An 18,327-nucleotide genomic window follows, 5' to 3' on the forward strand; every position below is an offset into this window, starting at 1 on the left:
AGGCTGTGAATGAGCAGGGGAGCAAAAAGATAGAAACAGAAAAACTCAGACAATCGTTGCAAGTAGGAGTGTGCCTCATGCTTGGCTTTTTAAAAGCATAAGACCCAAAGCGCGCGACAGCAGTTTCAACTGCTGTCGCGTATTTGTATTTCAATGGTGTTTGTATGTGTTGATTAGTAAATGAGTTTAAAATTTTTCTATGATTTTTTTAATAAATATTCCTATTGATTATCATATTTTCTTAATATTAAATCAGTTAACTTTCACTATTTCTCCAATCACTTTCCCATAGCTTCAATTCCTCTTTTTTTGTTAACAGGTTAAGTCAAAAATCCCTCGAAATCTTTTCTCATTTTTCAGCAGTATTGCCAGTAGAAAATCGCTTGATAAAAAAGCCGTTGCTTGCTATTCTGTTCTGTAAATTGACAGAAGGAGATGGCGTATGAAGCAAATGGCAATCAAAGAGAATCCGTTTTTGACGCGTCTGGATTATCAGCGGGCAGTGGAAGACATGATCGCTCCTTTGCGAGAAGCGATCTTGGCAGATGACTATCCAGGATTGAATCTAGGTAGCAGTGGGGCCGTGTATGACCGAACACGGGCTGAGATGGAAGCGCTTGTGCGTCCTTTGTGGGGGCTGGCGCCTTATTGGAGGATTTGCTCAGATGATCCGTTACGAGCAGCTTATGTGGAAAAAGTGATCGCGGGGACAGATCCTGAACACGCATTTTACTGGGGAAGCATCACGGATTATGATCAATACATCGTGGAAGCAGCCGCATTGTCATTGACTCTTTTATTGCAAAAGGACGCTTTTTGGACAGCGTTGCCGCAGAAGAACCAGCGAAAGCTAGTGGCTTGGCTATCCCAAGCACTTGAGTGCAAGATTCCTAAGAACAACTGGACATTCTTCAAAGTGTTGATTCGCGTTGCCCTGTTTCACTGTGGGGAACCGTTGGCAAAAGAAGCATTGTCCCAAGAGTTGGCATTGATCGATTCCATGTACATTGGCGATGGTTGGTACGTAGATGGGAAAACGACGCAGCGAGATTACTATATTCCTTTTGCGTTTCATTATTATGGCTTGATTTACGCTACATTTATGCAAGACGAAGACCCAGAATGGGCACAGCGTTTTAAAGAACGAGCCACCCGATTTGCCCAAGATTTCATCTATTATTTTGATGAAGACGGCGAAGCCTTGCCCTATGGCCGCAGCCTGACCTATCGGTTTGCGCAAGGTGCTTTTTTCTCGGCGCTGGTTTTCGCAGATGTCGAAGCGATCCCATGGGGACAGGTGCGAGGACTACTGGCGAAACACTTGCGCAATTGGATGGCGCAGGAGATTTTCACTTTCGATGGTCGCTTGTCCATCGGATACCACTATGAAAATCAAGTGATGGCAGAAGGGTACAATGCACCAGGCTCGCCTTACTGGGGGCTTAAGACCTTTTTGCTTTTAGCGGTCGCAGAAACGCATCCTTTTTGGCGGGCTGAACCTGAGCCAATCAAGAGAGAGCCGCAAAAACGGATTGAAAAAGGCAATATGTTGCTGGTGCACAATGAAAAAAACCATCATTTGTTGGGGTATCCTGCAGGTTTGATGCTTGAACAGCAAGCGCATGCTCAAGCAAAATACAGCAAATTCGTCTATTCGAGCAAATTTGGCTTCAGTGTGCCGAAAGCCGGCGTCACGTATGCCGAAGGCGCCTTCGATAGCACATTAGCTATTGCTCGAGATGGCAGCTATTTTCGCACGAAGGGCGCAGTCATGGATTATCGAGTGACGGAAAAAGGCGTCTTTTTCCAATGGGCTCCCTTTGAGGAGGTAGTGATTGAAACTGAGATTTATCCATTTGGTCAGTGGCATGTGCGCGTGCACGAGTTGACGACGACGATTTCGTTGGACCTTCGTGAGGGCGGATTTAGTGTACCGCTAACTGGACGGTTGCCTCAGGCCCAAACAGGACCGACCTGGAGTCGAGTCAGTGAAGAGGGCTTTTGTTCTCAAATCATCAACATCGAAGGCTATCAACAAGCCAGTATTGTTCAGCCAGAAGCCAATACCTCCGTCTTTTTTCCAAGAACCAGTTTTCCATACTTAGCACAACATATCCTGCCAGGGAAGCACCGTTTGATTTGTTTAGTCGGTGGTATCGTAGAAAAAGAAAGGAGCGATCCAAATGATTACGCTAGCAATAAAAAATAAGCAGGACCAGGTGATCGTCGGTCGCATCGACCATGAAAAAGAACCCGCGCCATTTCAAGTTTCTGATGATGATTTGGCCGTATTAGCCATTAAAAACTATCCCTATGAGGAAGGAGATAAGATCGTTATTGAGGTGACGGGGGAAAATCCGTATTATGTCCTTCAGCTTGATGAAACCTTAGCACCATCACTGATCTATCTTTCCCAATCCACTTGGGAGTATCAGATTCCTTGGACGGAATCCGCTCGAAAGTCCTCGGTGGAAACGGCCTTTACCTCGCAGCGCCATCACCTGATGGTGCGCAAAGCCCATGCGTTTGAGATCACGAATTATCAAAATTTATCCTTCAATGCCCATGATCAAAAGTCAGCGACAGGGGCGTATCCTCATGCTTCAGCGAATGTGGAAACGCGAGATGATTCCGTCTTTTTTGCTAAGAATGCGATTGATGGAAAATATGGCAACCGATCCCACGGGTCGTATCCGTTTGCTTCTTGGGGCATCAATCAGCAAGCCGATGCTGCGTTGACCATTGAGTTTGGTCGTCCCGTCTTGATTGATCGGGTTCGCTTCCTATTGCGGGCAGATTATCCCCATGATAGCTACTGGACCAAAGGGACCTTGGTCTTTGCTGATGGAGAAGAGCTGGTGGTGGAAACGACAAATACGGCGTCTTTTCAAGAAGTTCGTTTTCCGAAAAAAGAAACGACTAAGCTGACCTATAAAGAGCTGCAAAAAGCAGAGGATGATTCCCCCTTCCCAGCTCTTTCACAAATCGAAGTATTTGGTTGGAACTGTTAAAAAAAGAGGACGAGAGTATGACAGGTCTGCATTTGTGTGCAGTTGTCATGCTCTTTTTTTGGGAATCAACAAAGGGAGGTCGCTTTTTTTGTGCGTTTACGTTATAATGATTTCAGTTAATATGTTAACAAGTTAAGGAGAGGGTAAACATGCGTCTGCAAGAGAACAAACAACGCTTGATCCTGTTAGGAGAAAAAGTGACCGATGTGTGGGTAGCGGATAAAATCACCGCGTGCATCCAACAGATCGAAAAAAATAGTCAGCGCTTTGGCACACAATTTCCTTCAGCCTGTGCCACCAATGGCAAATATCGGCTGAAAGGCAACGATGATTGGACCAATGGCTTTTGGACCGGGATGTTGTGGCTCGCCTATGAGTGGACCAAGGAAAAGAACTTTCTTGATCGAGCTATGGCAAATATCGACAGTTTTCAAACGCGTTTAGACGACCATTTTGTATTAGATCATCATGATATTGGTTTTTTATATAGCTTATCTGCCGGTGCGGGCTACAAGATCACTGGCGATGAACACTGCAAGCAAGAAGTCATTCAAGCAGCAGATGTTTTGTTGGCACGGTTTCAAGAAAAGGGGGAATTTATTCAAGCTTGGGGCGCTTATGGCGACCCACAAGAATACCGCTTGATTATTGATTCGCTACTGAACTTGCCGCTTTTATTTGCAGCAACTCAATTGTCGGGAGAGCCTCGCTACGCAGAGGTTGCGAGTAAGCATTATCAGACAGTCCGAAAGACCGTCATTAAGAATGACGCCACCACCTTTCATACGTATTATTTCGAGCCAGAGACGGGGCAGCCAAGTCACGGTGCGACGCATCAAGGAAACAGCGACCAATCGATTTGGGCACGAGGGCAGAGCTGGGCGATTTTAGGGCTTCCTTTGAATGAAAGCTACCTGCATAGTCAGCCTTTTCCAGAAAATTATCCGCAGATCGTGGAGGTGTTTTTGGCTCATTTGCCAGCAGATTTGGTGCCGTATTGGGACTTTGATTTTAACGACCAACATCCTGCTGAAAAAGACAGCTCAGCTTTAGCGATTGCGGTTTGTGGCTTGTTGGAAGCAGAGAAAATGGGGGCATATCCCGATGCTAAAAAAATCGCTAAAGGGATGCTTTACCAATTAGGCGAACATTATGCAGCGAACCAAGTGCCAGAAAATGAGGGCTTATTGCTGCATGGTGTGTATGCTCATGCGGAAGGCAAAGGCATCGATGAGCCCAATCTTTGGGGTGATTATTTCTATTTAGAAGGATTGATCCGATTGGCATTGCCTGATTGGCAAAGATACTGGTAAAGGGGAAGACGACATGCGAACGTTTGAGATAAAAGAAGATTTTTTGTTAGATGGAAAACCAATCAAATTGATCAGCGGAGCGATCCATTATTTCCGCATGACACCGGCGCAATGGACAGATAGCCTCTACAATCTAAAAGCACTGGGAGCCAACACAGTTGAGACCTACATTCCTTGGAATCTCCACGAACCTCGTGAAGGAGTCTACGACTTTGAAGGAATGAAAGACATCTGTGCTTTTGTAAAGCAAGCCCAAACGCTTGGCTTGATGGTCATTTTACGACCTTCCGTCTACATCTGTGCTGAATGGGAATTTGGCGGGTTGCCAGCTTGGCTGTTAAATGAACCGATGCGGTTGCGCTCAACCGACCCACGCTTCATGGCAAAGGTGCGCAACTATTTCCAGGTCTTGTTGCCAAAGCTTGTGCCGTTGCAGATCACCCATGGGGGACCAGTGATCATGATGCAGGTGGAAAATGAGTACGGCTCTTATGGAATGGAAAAAGCGTATTTGCGCCAGACCAAGGAGTTGATGGAAGAATACGGCATCGATGTACCCTTGTTTACCTCAGATGGGGCATGGGAAGAAGTACTGGACGCTGGGACATTGATTGAAGACGACATCTTTGTCACAGGCAATTTCGGCAGTCGTTCCAAGGAAAATGCGGCTGTGATGAAAGAGTTTATGGCAAAACATGGCAAAAATTGGCCCATCATGTGCATGGAATATTGGGATGGCTGGTTCAACCGCTGGGGCGAGCCGATCATCAAGCGAGACGGTCAAGACTTAGCTAATGAAGTCAAAGAGATGTTAGCGGTCGGCTCCTTGAATCTCTACATGTTCCATGGAGGCACGAACTTTGGCTTTTACAATGGCTGTTCCGCTCGGGGAGCGCTGGATCTACCACAAGTGTCCAGCTATGATTACGATGCTTTACTGACAGAAGCAGGAGAACCTACCGACAAATACTATCAGGTACAAAAAGCCATAAAAGAAGCCTGTCCCGAAGTGTGGCAAGCCAAACCACGGACCAAGCAATTAGCGGCATTAGGAACCTTTCCCATCGAAAACAGTGTCTCATTATTGGCTATCAAAGATCAGCTGATGGCACCACAAGAAAGCATGTATCCTCTAACAATGGAAGCTGCCAGCACAGGCTACGGCTATTTGCTCTATTCGGTTCAGTTAAAAAACTATCATCGAGAAAACAAATTAAAAGTGGTAGAAGCTAGCGATCGGTTGCATATTTTTACCGACGGCCAATTACAGGCGATCCAATACCAAGAAACGCTAGGTGAGGAGCTGTTGATCCAAGGGACACCAGATAAAGAAACCATCGAGCTAGATGTCTTAGTAGAAAACTTAGGGCGCGTGAACTACGGGTTTAAATTGAATGGGCCTACACAAGCCAAAGGCATCCGTGGGGGCATCATGCAAGATATTCATTTCCATCAAGGCTATCGTCATTACCCATTGACGCTTTCCGCAGAGCAGCTACAAGCCATCGATTATCAAGCAGGAAAAAATCCGACACACCCCTCCTTTTATCAAACGACCTTCACGCTGACAGAGGTAGGAGATACGTTTATCGATTGCCGTGGGTATGGGAAAGGCGTCGTTATCGTCAATGGCATCAATCTTGGTCGCTATTGGCAACGTGGCCCCGTGCATTCCTTATACTGTCCGAAAGAATTTTTGAAAAAAGGCAGCAACGAAGTCGTGGTATTTGAAACCGATGGCGTTGAGATCAAGGAACTCGTTTTCTGTGATCAACCTGTCGTAGAATAAAAAAATAGAAGTAGAGACCCAAATTTACGCGGGCTCTACTTCTATTTTTGTTTTGAAATATTTCCAATGCTTGTAGCTGACGATGTATTCAGCGACACTTCCATCTGCCAAATAGGAGTGCTTGACTTGTTTGACCGCAGGCTCTCGGAAGCTCAGTTGCAATAAGTTCAACAATTCAGCGTCATCAGGAAAGACGATTTCGTTGGTTTCAACAGAAGCCAATGAGAAAAGGTCGATCGCAAAGTCTTTTCGGACCCGCTCATAAACACTAGCATATTGGTTGAGGTTTTTGGCGATCGGTTCTTTCATCAGCTTCTTCGGCAAATGAGTGATGTGAACCAAGAAAGGAACGTCGCCAAAATAGCGGACTCGTTTGATTCGGTAGTAGGAAGCACTGGCAGCCAATCCTAATTCTTTCAAAATCTCGGGGGCATTTCCTTCTTCCACCGCAAGGACCTTGACCTTTTCTTGGTCCAGTGAATGCAGCTCAATGTCGGAAAACTTCACACTCTGAGATACTTTTGCTTTTGAAACAAAGGTCCCTTTGCCTTGGATGCGATACAGATAGCCAGCACTCGTCAATTCATTCAACGCTTTGACTGCCGTGATCGAACTAACAGAATACATCCGCTTGATATCTGCCTCTGAATAAAACTTATCACCGGGAATGAATTTATGGTCTTTGATTTCTTGTAAAAGATCTTGCTTGATCTGCTCATACTTTGGCAACACAGTGGTTTCCCTCCATTCCATATGAATACATCAAGCATAACATGTTAAATCCTTTCCTGCCACTTAATTATTGTAGAAAATTCGTTGTTTTCCAGTCTATACAGGTCTGAAAAATAAAATTCAATATGTTAAGATATTAGGTTTACGAATGGCTTGCCATGTGGTATAGTATGCTTACAAGGAACATAACATGTTAAGTGGGGCGACCTGCGGAGTAGGAGGGAAATTAGTGGAAAACATTGTATTGATCAGTCATGGCGGCATGGCAGAAGGGGTCAAAAGCAGTCTGGAGATGATCGTAGGCCAGCAAGCAAACGTTCACACCGTTTCATTACGACCAGATAGTGACAATCTACAATTTGAGAAAGAATTGAACGAGAAAATGAAAGCCCTTAACGGTCCAACATTGATTATTGCGGATTTATTAGGAGGAACCCCGTGCAACGTTGCAGTCAAGAATTATTTAGAGGATGACGAAGTGGCGATCTTCGCTGGAATGACATTGTCCGTAGTGATCGAGGCAGTCGTCAATCAACGAGCGACGATCAAAGAGCTGCTTTGCTTAGCCAAAGAAAACATCGTTGATGTCAAAGCAGGGATGAACCAAGCAGAACAAGAGATGTTAGAAGAAAAGCAAGAGGAATTAGGGGATTACAGTGCGTATGCTGGGCAAGAAAATATCGTCAATAGTCGAATCGATGAGCGCTTGATCCATGGACAAGTCGCCGGTATCTGGTCCACCAGTTTAAACACGCAACGGATCATCGTAGCCAATGATGAAGCCGCCGTAGACCCATTACAAAAATCTTCTTTACGAATGGCAGCGCCAACTTCGATGCGACTTTCGGTCCTTCCGGTGGCAACGGCAGCCAAAAATATTCGCGCCGGTCGTTATGGAAAACAACGGTTGTTTTTGCTTTTCAAAAATCCCCAAGATGTTTTGCGTTATATTGAAGCAGATGGACCGATCAAAGCGATCAACGTCGGCAACATGAGCTACAAAGAAGGCGCACGGGAAGTGACCAAAAGCATTCAAGTACTGCCAGAAGAAGAGCCGATCTTTGAAGCGATCGCCGCAAAAGGCATCACCGTCACGGCACAGCTTGTACCCAATGAACCATCGATCGACTTTATGAAGAAATTACGAGGATAACCCAGGCAGGGATTGAATCGAGGAGAATATGTAGCGGAAGATTTGTCAAAAAACGAGTGTTTTTCACGATTTATCTGAGGCGACATAACGATCGATAACTAGCCAGTTAAGACTCGTTCATACAATTAGGAGGAAAATTCATGCATTTAGCAGCGTATCAAATCATTCTTATTACTGTTTATGCTTTTATTGCTATTAATGATTCACTTATTTCCAATACGTTGACCCAACCAGCGATCGCCGGAATGATTTCTGGAATGATCATGGGGGACTTAAAGACCGGTTTGATGGTCGGTGGGACCTTACAGTTGATGCGTTTGGGGATCGCCGCATTTGGTGGTGCATCCGTCCCGGATTATTTTACCGGCGCAGTACTGGGAACAGCGTTTGCCGTGATCTCAGGAAACGGCGCGGAATATGGCATCGGCTTAGCAGTTCCAGTGTCCTTGCTGATGCTGCAACTGGATGTCGTGGCTCGTTTTTGTAACGTATTTCTACTACACCGGATCGATAGAGCCATCGACAACATGCAAGTCAAACGAATCCCACGGTTAGTTTTATCGGGTTCTTTCTTATGGGGATTGTCACGGGCGATTCCGATTTTATTGATGCTTTTAGCTGGAGATGCAGTCGTTACGACGATTACCGATAACACGCCAGAATGGCTGATGACCGGACTAAAAACCGCTGGTGGCGTCTTGCCAGTCGTCGGGGTAGCGATCTTATTGCGCTACTTGCCAACAAAGCACTACATTCCTTATTTGTTATTAGGCTTCTTTTTAGCTGCGTATCTGCAAGTACCAATGCTCGGCGTTTCCATCATCGGACTTGTAGCAGCAATGTTAGTCTTTAAACGTGATAGCGAAAAAGGCACGGTTGCAACGGCAGCTGCCGGAGATTTTGAAGGAGGATATGATGGCGATGAGTGATCAAAAACTGACAAAAAAAGAGTTGAATACCATTAGCTGGCGTTATATTTTGGCAAGCCAATTAAACTGGAACTATGAGCGAATGATGAGTTCGGGCTACCTTTACGGCATCCTGCCCGTCTTGAAAAAATTCTATGGCCATGATGAAACCCAGCTGCAAGATATGCTGCGGACCCACAATCAATTTTTCAATACCAATGCGATCTTTGGGAACTTGATCATGGGGATCGATGTCGCTATCGAAGAACAAGACGGACACAAAGCCAAAGAAACGATCATCGCCTTGAAAACGGCCTTGATGGGTTCCTTAGCCGGTGTCGGTGACTCCTTGTTCCACGTGATTTGGGGAACGATCTTTGGCTCTGTTGCTGGCACATTGGCGCAAAATGGTTCCGTCGTTGGTTGTGTCATCTGGATCATCGCCAACATCGCGTTACTTTTCGGTCGGGCAGCGTTGCTTCCCCTAGGTTACAAACAAGGGGTCAAATTAGTGACGACCTTGAAAGACAAATTATCTGCCTTCACCAATGCCGCAACCGTTTTAGGGGTCACAGTGATTGGTGCCTTGATTCCCTCTGTCGTCAAAGCAACTGTTCCTTTTGTCTATAAAAAAGACGGCGTCGAATTAGTGATCCAAGACACGTTGGATGCCATCTTGCCATCTCTTGTACCTATCTTGCTCGTCTTGCTGACCTACTGGATGTTAGGCCAAAAGAAACTAAACTCCACTCGAGTGATTTGGATCATCTTGATCTTGTCGATCGTTTTGAGTGCGTTTGGTATTTTGGGTTAGGAAAGAATCATGGTGTAAAAGGAAATGGGCAGCTGCTGTGATTGTTTTGTAAATCGTATAAGCAGTTAGGGTAGTCAACCTGTTTTCTTTTTTAGAATAGTTGAACTAAATGGAAAAGAGTGCGGAAATGAATTTCTTCACTCTTTTCCCATTCCACGAAATGATAGCGCTATCTTTTGCGCGGGGAAATAGGAGGAGTAAAGGATGGAAAAAGGGAAAAAATATCTGCTGATCATGGGGTGTTTCTTGTTGCTGTATTCGGTAGTTGGCGCCACTCGTCTTTCTGGAAATGCCGAGGAACAAATACCCGAATTGCCGGAAGCAGAATCGATCTATCACTCGGATTTTTCTAACCAGAAAGGGTCTTGGCAAGATTTAGTCGGGAAAGCCGAAGTAGCACAAAATGCTACTGGTTTAATGATCAGTAATACGAAGCAAGGCACCAATCTGGAATCAGTAACGCTCAACAAAGATGCTCCCAAGCGGTCTTCAGGGGATTTTGAAACTACTTTCTTATATGAAGACCAAGCGAACATTGGGGTGGTCTTTCGCGCAGATGAACAAAAGACAGATCAGTGGCAATCGTTTGCTTATAATCGTGATGGGCAGTGGCAACTTGGTCAACCAGGTGGAAAATGGCTGACAGCTATTTCTGGACCTACTTTGATTGCGGGACAAAAATATAAACTCTTGCTTCAGTATGAGGGCTCGAGTTTTCGTGCCTTTTTAAATGATCAGCTATTTTATGAGAATCAAAAGGTAAACTATCCCAATGGTACGGCAATTGATGGGGACTGGTCCGGGTATGTGGGTATCCGTTTGTTTGGCAATTTATCTAAGCTGAAGGTATTATCGATGCGCAGCGGTCCTATCGGCAGCTTGCCCGTGGAAGATCATACAGCAGAATTTATGCAGCTGCAAGAAAAATGGCAAAATCAACTGGTTTCCGATCGCTATGATCCAAATAATCCGACTATGGCTGATTACGTGCAGATGGTCACCTCAGAAGCTGAGGCGTTGTATCAAACCATAAATAAAGCATCTGATCGAACGAGCCTATGGCCCCTCGAACAAGGGAATACTGCTTCAGCGGATGTAACGACTCAATTTACAAAATTACAGAAAATGGCTTTAGCCTATGGCACGAAAGGTAGTTCTTTGTATCAAGATGATGCAGTGGCGACGACGATTATTGATGGGATAGATTTCATGGTCACTCGAAAAGGGTATGATGGGAAAAAGTACCATGGAAACTGGTGGGATTGGCAAATCGGTGTCCCGCAAAAACTGATCAGTACTTTAATGATTTTAGGCGCTGAGTTACCGTCCGAGAAATTACAGCAATACACTGCCATTATCAGCAGTTATGTACCAGATCCCTTCAAGCAATTGTATACGAAGACACAAGGCAGTTTTACTGAGCTTGCTTTTATTCCAAATTTTGTGACTTCTGGTGCTAATCGTACAGATCTCGCGCTTACTGTATTAGGCTTGGGCATTTTGCAAAGGGACGCTGGGAAAATCACCCAAGCTTCAGCAAGTATCGAAGAAGTATTTCAGTTAGTCACAAAAGGCGATGGTTTTTATAAAGATGGCTCCTTTATTCAGCATAATACGATCCCTTATACTGGTTCTTATGGAAATGTACTGATCAAGGGTGTGGGACAAATTCTAGCTATCACGCAAGGGTCAAGTTTTGAAATGGATGCCGATCTCGTACAAACGTTTGTCAAAAATGTTGATCAAGCATTCTTGCCGTTGATCTATCAAGGAGAAATGTTGCCGTTGGTCAATGGTCGTTCGATTTCAAGAGCTCCAGCCAAAACCAAAGCCGGCTATGGCTCATCAACAGTCTATAATTTGTTGATCGTATCCCAATTCGCACCAACCCAATACCAGCAAAAATTCCGTGAAGCTGCCAAGTATTGGCTCAAAGAAAATCCAGACTATTATTTGACGAATGCAAGAGACTTCAATGATTTACAAATGACAATGAATCTCTTGGCAGACCCATCGATTACAGGGGATGCATTACCTTTTACGGGAACAAAACTGTACGCTTCAATGGATCGCTTTGTTCAACGAACAACTGATTATATGGTGGGTTTAGGACTATATTCCAGTCGCATTTCTTCCTTTGAAGCTGGCAACAAGGAAAACAAGCGTGGGTGGCATACAGCAGACGGGATGCTCTACCTCTATAATGATGATCAAGTTCAATTCAATTCTAGCTATTGGCCGACCGTCGATCCATATCGCTTGCCAGGAACAACCGTGGACACCATACAATTAGCGGATGAAAATTCAGCTTTTACAACGGTAACGTCTCCAGAAAATTGGGTAGGCGGTGTGGCTTATGATGGTGCAGCTGCGGTGGGAATGGCATTAGACAAAACGGGTACAAAAAATAACGGGAATGTTTTACCTATGAACGTGCGGGCAAAAAAATCGTGGTTTATCATTGATGGGCAGATTGTCGCTTTAGGTGCGGGAATCACTGGTGATACGACAGCTTCTATTGAGACGGTCGTGGATAATCGCTTACTAAACGATGCGTATACTTATCAAATCCTTTCTGATCAAGGAAGTATTGATCAGTTAAATGAAACAAGTAGCAAGCAGTGGTTGTTGTTAGACTCCGATCATTCCCAGGCCAATATCGGTTACTATTTTCCAGAAGAAACGACAGTAAACGTGGTAAGTGAAACACGAACAGGCAGCTATACAGAAATCAATGAGGCATTTCCAAGTAATGCGGTTTATACCGGAGAATATCGAAAATTCTTGATCAATCATGGCAAAAATCCCATGGAGGATCATTATGCGTATGTCATGTTGCCAGGTATCAATGAAACAGAACTGACTGCCTATGCCCAAGAAGAACCGCTGGAGATTTTAGCCAATACCTCGGAAGTTCAAGCAGTAAAACTTGATCAAACTGACTATTTAGGTATCAATTTTTGGCAGAATGATGGAGGTAGTGTCGCCGATATTACTACTAACAAACCTCTTTCATTGATTAGAACAAGTAGAGAAGGCAAAACCATCTATGCCTTTTCTGATCCAACTCAAACAACGACGACCATGACCTTAAAATTGCCAAAAGACTACCAAAAAATCGTTTCTCAAAGCGATGGAATCAGTTATGATGCTTCGACGAATCTATTTACGGTGAACTTTGCGGAGCAAGACGGTGGAAATAAAGTGATTGTAGTCGAGTAAGGTGTTTCAATGCTATCTGTCTCATCATCAGCAGCTAGGGATCAATCTCTAGCTGTTTTTTGTCAGCTAGAAAATGATACGATGAAAGGCTAAACATAGATTTTTCTTTGACTATTAATTCCTTTAACTACTTTTCAAGGGCCGAGGTTTTGTCAAAAAAATCCTCACAGAAAATGCTGAAAACTTGCGCATTAGCATGAAACGTTTGCTAATTTTCTTCTTACTTAAAAGGCGTATGTTTGCCACTAAAGAATGTATCTAAGATTGCAAGCACACTTTTCCAAGATTGCAGTGGCAACTTTTCAAGTAAGAATTGGTAGCGAATTTATCCGAAGGCGCGGCGATTAACAATATACTCTTCTCCATCAATTTCAAAAAGATAAAGTGTTGACCATAAATAGAAACAATATCTTCAGTAACTGAAACAGTTCTATTCATAAGATTATTACTAGAAATTGTTCCTACATATGGATCTCTTGGGGACAGAGACAGTTTATACAAATTATAGTTACCTGTTATTTCAACTGTTTGATCGATGAAAGTAACGCCAGAAATTTTTCCAGCAGGAGAATCTAAAAAGATTGAGGCAATTTGATTAGAACGATGATTATTCAAATAATAGATTTTATCCCTATTATTAAGGATATTTAGTATCGCATATTTGTTGAATAATGGGACAGCAGGAAGTATCCCCTTAGAAATTGAGTCCGCCGTTTTTTGCGCTGCATCCAGCATCTCTTGATTGTTGCTAACCTGGGCATCATATAAATCAGCCATCACTGATCCATTGTCATGTTGGAGACCTAAAGTATGCCCCATTTCATGTCGGATAGTTGAAACCAGCTGTACGTAGCCGGAGGTTCCTTTTCCAGATGATGCGTCATTTAAAGCAGCTTTATTCAAAAATATTCTGTTCGTACTATTCCCCCAACCAAATCCGGAGTACCCCATATCTGCATAGGAATCGCCATCCGTTGATTGCAAAACTAAATCAACTTGGTTATCTGCTGCATTTACACTTGATTTTTCAACAATTACCGATCTCCCAATCGACTGATTCCATGATTGCGCAGCTTCATTGACAGCCTCTTGGCAGGTTTCTCCTAGTGAGCTTGAGTCGTAAATGATGGTACCGTATTCGTTAACACAAGTAGCTGTACCATACAATATTCCAGGATAGTAATAATCAACAATAGGCGTCTTCGCTATGTCGGCTGACTTTGCATCTACAGAAATTGTTCCTATAGAGCAAATTAATGCAATTAAAAATAACGAACGAATTCTTGAAAAAATTTTTTTTCATTGTTTTCCACTCCTTAAACTTGTTGACTTGATTTCATACAGATAATTCCAAAAATCTTTTTCCCATTTATCTTGTATGGAAAGATGCTCCCAGGGCATCGAATTTTTTTCAAATTCAATGAAATGTCGAATCTTTATATTTTTTCTAGCTTTTTCAATTTTCAAAAATTTGAGTGGATTCACATTTTTTGCCCAATCAAATAACCAATGATCATCTTTCTGGTAATTGTATTCATAAGGCAACAACTCAACACTTCTCTCACAAAGAATGTTTAAAATGGTTTGATCTAAATACAAGTATTCATTCTTATTTATCATACGTACTATGGCTTCTGGTCGTATCTGTTCATTGAACACAACTACATTAAATAAAATAACTCCAGAATTGAAGTAATTCTTCATAGTTTTTACGCCAAAATATTTAAAGCTGTCCTCTGTATCACTTATAACTGAGAAGTAGAAGTCTCTAACTGCAGCAATTGATTTTTGATCAGGGATCAAATCAAAGAAATTGGATACGTCATCGTATACAATAGTGTCATTATCTAAATAGAGAATGTAATCATAATTGCTAAAATATGAAGGTAGAAATAATCTCCACAGAGTGACTTCAGGAAAACGCGAATTACTATAATTCTTTATTTCGTTTATTATTTTAGGTGGATACCAAATAGTAATAATTACATTTTTTTCTCCATATAATCTAGAAATACTTTTCAATTTCAGTATTTCTTCGTTCCCTAGTTCATTTACAACTACTAATATATCTAAAGGTTCATTCCCTTCATAAGTATTTACTATTGACGCAATGGATACTGCAGCTAATTGAATATGTGACCCCGTAACACAATAAACGACAGCTTTCTTCTTCATAGTTCAGGTCCACCCTTTTTAGTGTTTTTTATTTTTTAATAAAAACCTTCTATAGAAACTTAGGCAATAAAAGCATTTAAGCTTATTTTATCGTATCTGATTTCCAATATGAGCGTTAGTCCCACTATTGGGATTAACATAGTTAACGAGAATCAACAATTTCTTATCGTATTTTCCCAAAAGGGTTGTCAGATTAAGCCTAAATCAAAAATCCCGTCAGAGAAATCTGACGGGATTTTGGTCGTGAACCTAGGTAAAACAGGTCATTGTTATCCATTCCAAGTGAACTAAAAACTGTTAAATCAACATTTCGCAACCAAGTGAGGTTGCTACTTTATTCCCACTCCACAGTAGCAGGTGGTTTGCTCGTAATATCATACACGATTCGATTGACGTGTGCGACTTCGTTGACGATGCGGACGCTGATTTTTTGTAGGACTTCCCATGGGATGCGGGCAAAGTCAGCGGTCATGCCATCGATTGAAGTGACTGCACGAATGCCGACGGTATAATCGTAGGTCCGGCCATCACCCATGACACCGACGGAGCGGATGCCTGGTAAGACGGTGAAGTATTGCCAAATGTCGCGGTCTAAGCCGGCATTTGCGATTTCTTCCCGCAAGATTGCGTCCGAGTCGCGGACGATCGTTAGTTTTTCTTCTGTCAATTCGCCAAGGACACGAATACCTAGACCTGGTCCAGGGAATGGTTGGCGCCATACGATGCTGTCTGGCATGCCAAGTTGAGTCCCTAATTCACGGACTTCGTCTTTGAACAAGGTGTTCAATGGTTCGATCAATTTGAATTGCATGTCTTCAGGTAAACCACCCACATTGTGGTGTGATTTGATGGTTTGAGCAGTTTCGGTTCCTGATTCGATGACGTCGGTATAAAGGGTTCCTTGGGCAAGGAAAGAAACGCCTTCTTCGCCAGCTAGTTTCGTTGCTTCATCATCGAAGACATACACGAATTCATTCCCGATGATCTTGCGTTTTTCTTCAGGATCAGAAACCCCAGCAAGTTTTGATAGGAAACGTTCTTTGGCATCAACTTTGATGATGTTCAAGCCGAATTTGCCACCTAAGCTTTCCATTACTTGCTCGGCTTCGCCTTTACGCAAGAGGCCGTGGTCAACAAAAATACAAGTCAGTTGATCGCCAATCGCTTTTTGTAAAAGAACACCAACGACAGAAGAATCGACCCCGCCGGAAAGACCAAGCAAGACTTTTTTGTCGCCCACTTGTTCGCGGATTTTTGCGATTTCCATATCGATGAAGTTGTCCATTGTCCAATCACCTGTACATTGACAAACGTCAATGGCAAAGTGACGCAGTAAGTCGTTGCCGTATTCTGAATGGCGAACTTCTGCGTGGAATTGGATACCGTACATTTTGCGTTCTGCATCTTGGATAGAAGCAATCGGGCAATCTTTGCTCGTCGCCACAACATCAAAGCCTGCAGGTGCTTGAGTGACCAAGTCCCCGTGGCTCATCCACACGGTTTGGGTTGCGGGCGTGTTTTGGAAAAGGGCCGCTGCATCAGAAGTGACTTCCAATTCTGCTTTGCCGTATTCACGGTTTTTGGCAGGTTCAACTTTTCCGCCTAATTTATAAGTAATCAACTGCATGCCGTAACAGATCCCTAAAACTGGGATGCCTAAATCAAAAATTTTCTCGTCGATGCCGAAAGAGTTCTCGTCGTAGACGCTGTTTGGTCCGCCAGATAAGATGATCCCTTTTGGATTCATCGCTTTTACTTCTTCAGCGGTAATGCGGTGGCTCAATAATTCTGAGAAAACACCGAACTCACGAATACGGCGTGTAATCAGCTGGTTATACTGACTACCGTAATCAAGTACGATAATTTTTTCGACGTTTGGCAAAGTGTCAACGTTTGTCACAATAAATTACCTCAATTCTTTTAGTTTTTATTGAAAAAAGGCTGGGCCTTTTCAACAGCATAATTATAAAAATGAAGCGGTCAATACTTGCGCAAGAACACTTCATCGATCAAATGGTGCTTTGTTTTATGAAGAATTATATCGGCTCTGCTGCGTGTAGGCAAGATATACTCGTGTAAATTCTTTAAATTCACATTTTTCCATACTTCTTTTGCCATTTTAATCGCTTCCTTGCGATCCCCGATCGCATATTGGTAATAATAATTGCTAGGGTCTTGAAAGGCAGTGTCTAGTAATGATTCAAATCGTTCCAAATACCATTTTTCAATCAGTGCCGGTTGGGCATCCACGAAAATTGAAAAATCAAAAAAGTCACTGATATAGATTTGTTGGTTGGCAGGCAATTGCAAGGTATTGATGCCTTCCACGATCAAGATATCTGGTTGACTGATCGTTTCATACGTATCAGGAATAATATTGTAGACTTCATGGGAGTAGACGGGGATCTGGATGTCTGGTTCTCCTGATTTGACCGCATTCAAAAAGTTGATCAAGGCTTCCATGTCATAACTTTCTGGAAATCCTTTGCGATTCAAGCTGCCGCGTTCTTCCAAGACTTCGTTCGGGTACAAAAAGCCGTCAGTGGTGATCAGTTGGACGGTTCTGCGGGGAAACAAACGGGCCAATAAATTTTGGACGAGCCGTGCGGTGGTACTTTTGCCGACGGCGACGCTTCCGGCGATGCCGATGATAAAAGGCGGCATTTTAACATAGCGGTGTAAAAAGAGTCCCTTGCTGAGGGTCAATGATTCAAACTCTTTCATATAAAGATGGATCAGATGGCATAAAGGCACATAAACATCTTCCACATCTTGGACCGAGATCCGGTCGTTCAAACTTTTGATATTATCCAATTCTTCTTGAGTGAAAGGCATCATGCCGTTCGTATAAAACCCTTGCCATTGCTCACGAGGAATTTGATAAAAATTCATGGTTTCTTGCATAGTAGGCTCCTTTTTTGCGGCATCATCGGTTTCTATTAGAAGCGATAGGCCACTGTTCGAAAGTATTTTACCATAGAAACCCACAGAACTTGGAAAAAAGACATGATTTCCTTTGCAGAAACAACAAAAAACTGTTTTTTCGTTGTTTTTTTTGCTGGGCGTTTACTTCTGGCTGTTTTTCGGTATGATTAGAAAGAAGCAGCAGGCAAATCTTGCACGTCTTTTTTACTGGTGTTTTCACTACGTTCACTCGTTCTAATAGAAGAAACAAGGAAAAAACCAGTAGAAGCCAGTAGAAAAAACAAG

At 43.1% G+C, this 18,327-nt stretch carries 13 protein-coding genes; 8 read left to right on the forward strand and 5 right to left on the reverse strand.

Features of this window, described 5'->3' with window-relative positions; all coding sequences use genetic code 11:
- Positions 1–442 precede the first annotated feature (442 nt).
- The 4 genes from IGJ42_RS01080 (at position 443) to IGJ42_RS01095 (ending at position 6,113) form a co-directional block, all read left to right on the forward strand.
- The gene (locus tag IGJ42_RS01080) at positions 443–2,209 is read left to right on the forward strand and encodes a DUF2264 domain-containing protein (RefSeq protein ID WP_086316774.1); all 1,767 of its coding nucleotides are present in this window, start codon (positions 443–445) and stop codon (positions 2,207–2,209) included.
- On the forward strand, positions 2,184–3,011 hold the full coding sequence (locus IGJ42_RS01085; RefSeq protein ID WP_086316775.1) for a DUF7402 domain-containing protein: 828 nt from the start codon (positions 2,184–2,186) through the stop codon (positions 3,009–3,011). The genes IGJ42_RS01080 and IGJ42_RS01085 overlap by 26 nt, the downstream gene beginning before the upstream one ends.
- 149 nt (positions 3,012–3,160) lie before the next feature.
- Positions 3,161–4,324 carry a glycoside hydrolase family 88 protein gene (locus IGJ42_RS01090; RefSeq protein WP_005232613.1) on the forward strand — a complete coding sequence of 388 codons (1,164 nt, stop codon included), beginning with the start codon at positions 3,161–3,163 and terminating at the stop codon, positions 4,322–4,324.
- A gap of 13 nt (positions 4,325–4,337) precedes the next feature.
- Entirely contained in the window at positions 4,338–6,113 is a 1,776-nt protein-coding gene (locus IGJ42_RS01095; protein ID WP_429968985.1) for a glycoside hydrolase family 35 protein, read from the forward strand.
- Between the two features lie 24 nt (positions 6,114–6,137).
- Here the strand turns inward: IGJ42_RS01095 and IGJ42_RS01100 are convergent, their stop codons facing one another.
- Positions 6,138–6,845, reverse strand: coding sequence for a GntR family transcriptional regulator (locus tag IGJ42_RS01100; RefSeq protein WP_008376433.1), 708 nt, complete (start codon positions 6,843–6,845; stop codon positions 6,138–6,140).
- A gap of 190 nt (positions 6,846–7,035) precedes the next feature.
- Here IGJ42_RS01100 and IGJ42_RS01105 point away from each other — a divergent pair, with 190 nt between their 5' ends.
- The 4 genes from IGJ42_RS01105 to IGJ42_RS01120 all read left to right on the forward strand — a co-directional run bounded on the left by IGJ42_RS01105 (position 7,036) and on the right by IGJ42_RS01120 (position 12,942).
- Entirely contained in the window at positions 7,036–7,998 is a 963-nt protein-coding gene (locus IGJ42_RS01105; protein ID WP_176374310.1) for a PTS mannose/fructose/sorbose transporter subunit IIAB, read from the forward strand.
- A 140-nt stretch (positions 7,999–8,138) separates the two neighbouring features.
- A complete protein-coding gene (locus IGJ42_RS01110) occupies positions 8,139–8,927 on the forward strand; it encodes a PTS mannose/fructose/sorbose/N-acetylgalactosamine transporter subunit IIC (RefSeq protein WP_005226797.1) in 789 nt (262 codons plus the stop codon).
- The gene (locus tag IGJ42_RS01115) at positions 8,911–9,720 is read left to right on the forward strand and encodes a PTS system mannose/fructose/sorbose family transporter subunit IID (RefSeq protein ID WP_005226799.1); all 810 of its coding nucleotides are present in this window, start codon (positions 8,911–8,913) and stop codon (positions 9,718–9,720) included. Before IGJ42_RS01110 ends, IGJ42_RS01115 begins: the two co-directional genes overlap by 17 nt.
- A gap of 204 nt (positions 9,721–9,924) precedes the next feature.
- On the forward strand, positions 9,925–12,942 hold the full coding sequence (locus tag IGJ42_RS01120) for a polysaccharide lyase 8 family protein (protein WP_429946952.1): 3,018 nt from the start codon (positions 9,925–9,927) through the stop codon (positions 12,940–12,942).
- A gap of 258 nt (positions 12,943–13,200) precedes the next feature.
- Here IGJ42_RS01120 and IGJ42_RS01125 read toward each other — a convergent pair whose 3' ends face one another.
- The 4 genes from IGJ42_RS01125 to coaA all read right to left on the reverse strand — a co-directional run bounded on the left by IGJ42_RS01125 (position 13,201) and on the right by coaA (position 18,021).
- The gene (locus IGJ42_RS01125) at positions 13,201–14,109 is read right to left on the reverse strand and encodes a matrixin family metalloprotease (RefSeq protein WP_429946953.1); all 909 of its coding nucleotides are present in this window, start codon (positions 14,107–14,109) and stop codon (positions 13,201–13,203) included.
- Between the two features lie 132 nt (positions 14,110–14,241).
- Entirely contained in the window at positions 14,242–15,117 is an 876-nt protein-coding gene (locus IGJ42_RS01130) for a glycosyltransferase (protein ID WP_430615861.1), read from the reverse strand.
- A gap of 334 nt (positions 15,118–15,451) precedes the next feature.
- Positions 15,452–17,017: a glutamine-hydrolyzing GMP synthase gene (gene guaA / locus IGJ42_RS01135; protein WP_016619593.1), complete on the reverse strand. Its 1,566-nt coding sequence runs from the start codon at positions 17,015–17,017 to the stop codon at positions 15,452–15,454.
- An 80-nt stretch (positions 17,018–17,097) separates the two neighbouring features.
- Positions 17,098–18,021 (reverse strand): type I pantothenate kinase, encoded by a 924-nt coding sequence (gene coaA, locus IGJ42_RS01140; RefSeq protein ID WP_005226828.1) that lies wholly within the window; start codon positions 18,019–18,021, stop codon positions 17,098–17,100.
- Between the last annotated feature and the right edge of the window lie 306 nt (positions 18,022–18,327).

The sequence above is a fragment of the Enterococcus sp. DIV1067f genome, from assembly GCF_050543505.1.
Taxonomy (GTDB): domain Bacteria; phylum Bacillota; class Bacilli; order Lactobacillales; family Enterococcaceae; genus Enterococcus_D; species Enterococcus_D entomosocium.

Excerpts from the sequence above, each read along its gene's own strand:
- IGJ42_RS01080 (WP_086316774.1), top strand. The coding sequence starts at position 443 with ATGAAGCAAATGGCAATCAAAGAGAATCCGTTTTTGACGCGTCTGGAT.
- IGJ42_RS01085 (WP_086316775.1), top strand. The coding sequence starts at position 2,184 with ATGATTACGCTAGCAATAAAAAATAAGCAGGACCAGGTGATCGTCGGT.
- IGJ42_RS01090 (WP_005232613.1), top strand. The coding sequence starts at position 3,161 with ATGCGTCTGCAAGAGAACAAACAACGCTTGATCCTGTTAGGAGAAAAA.
- IGJ42_RS01095 (WP_429968985.1), top strand. The coding sequence starts at position 4,338 with ATGCGAACGTTTGAGATAAAAGAAGATTTTTTGTTAGATGGAAAACCA.
- IGJ42_RS01105 (WP_176374310.1), top strand. The coding sequence starts at position 7,036 with ATGTTAAGTGGGGCGACCTGCGGAGTAGGAGGGAAATTAGTGGAAAAC.
- IGJ42_RS01110 (WP_005226797.1), top strand. The coding sequence starts at position 8,139 with ATGCATTTAGCAGCGTATCAAATCATTCTTATTACTGTTTATGCTTTT.
- IGJ42_RS01115 (WP_005226799.1), top strand. The coding sequence starts at position 8,911 with ATGATGGCGATGAGTGATCAAAAACTGACAAAAAAAGAGTTGAATACC.
- IGJ42_RS01120 (WP_429946952.1), top strand. The coding sequence starts at position 9,925 with ATGGAAAAAGGGAAAAAATATCTGCTGATCATGGGGTGTTTCTTGTTG.
- IGJ42_RS01130 (WP_430615861.1), bottom strand. The coding sequence starts at position 15,117 with ATGAAGAAGAAAGCTGTCGTTTATTGTGTTACGGGGTCACATATTCAA.
- coaA (WP_005226828.1), bottom strand. The coding sequence starts at position 18,021 with ATGCAAGAAACCATGAATTTTTATCAAATTCCTCGTGAGCAATGGCAA.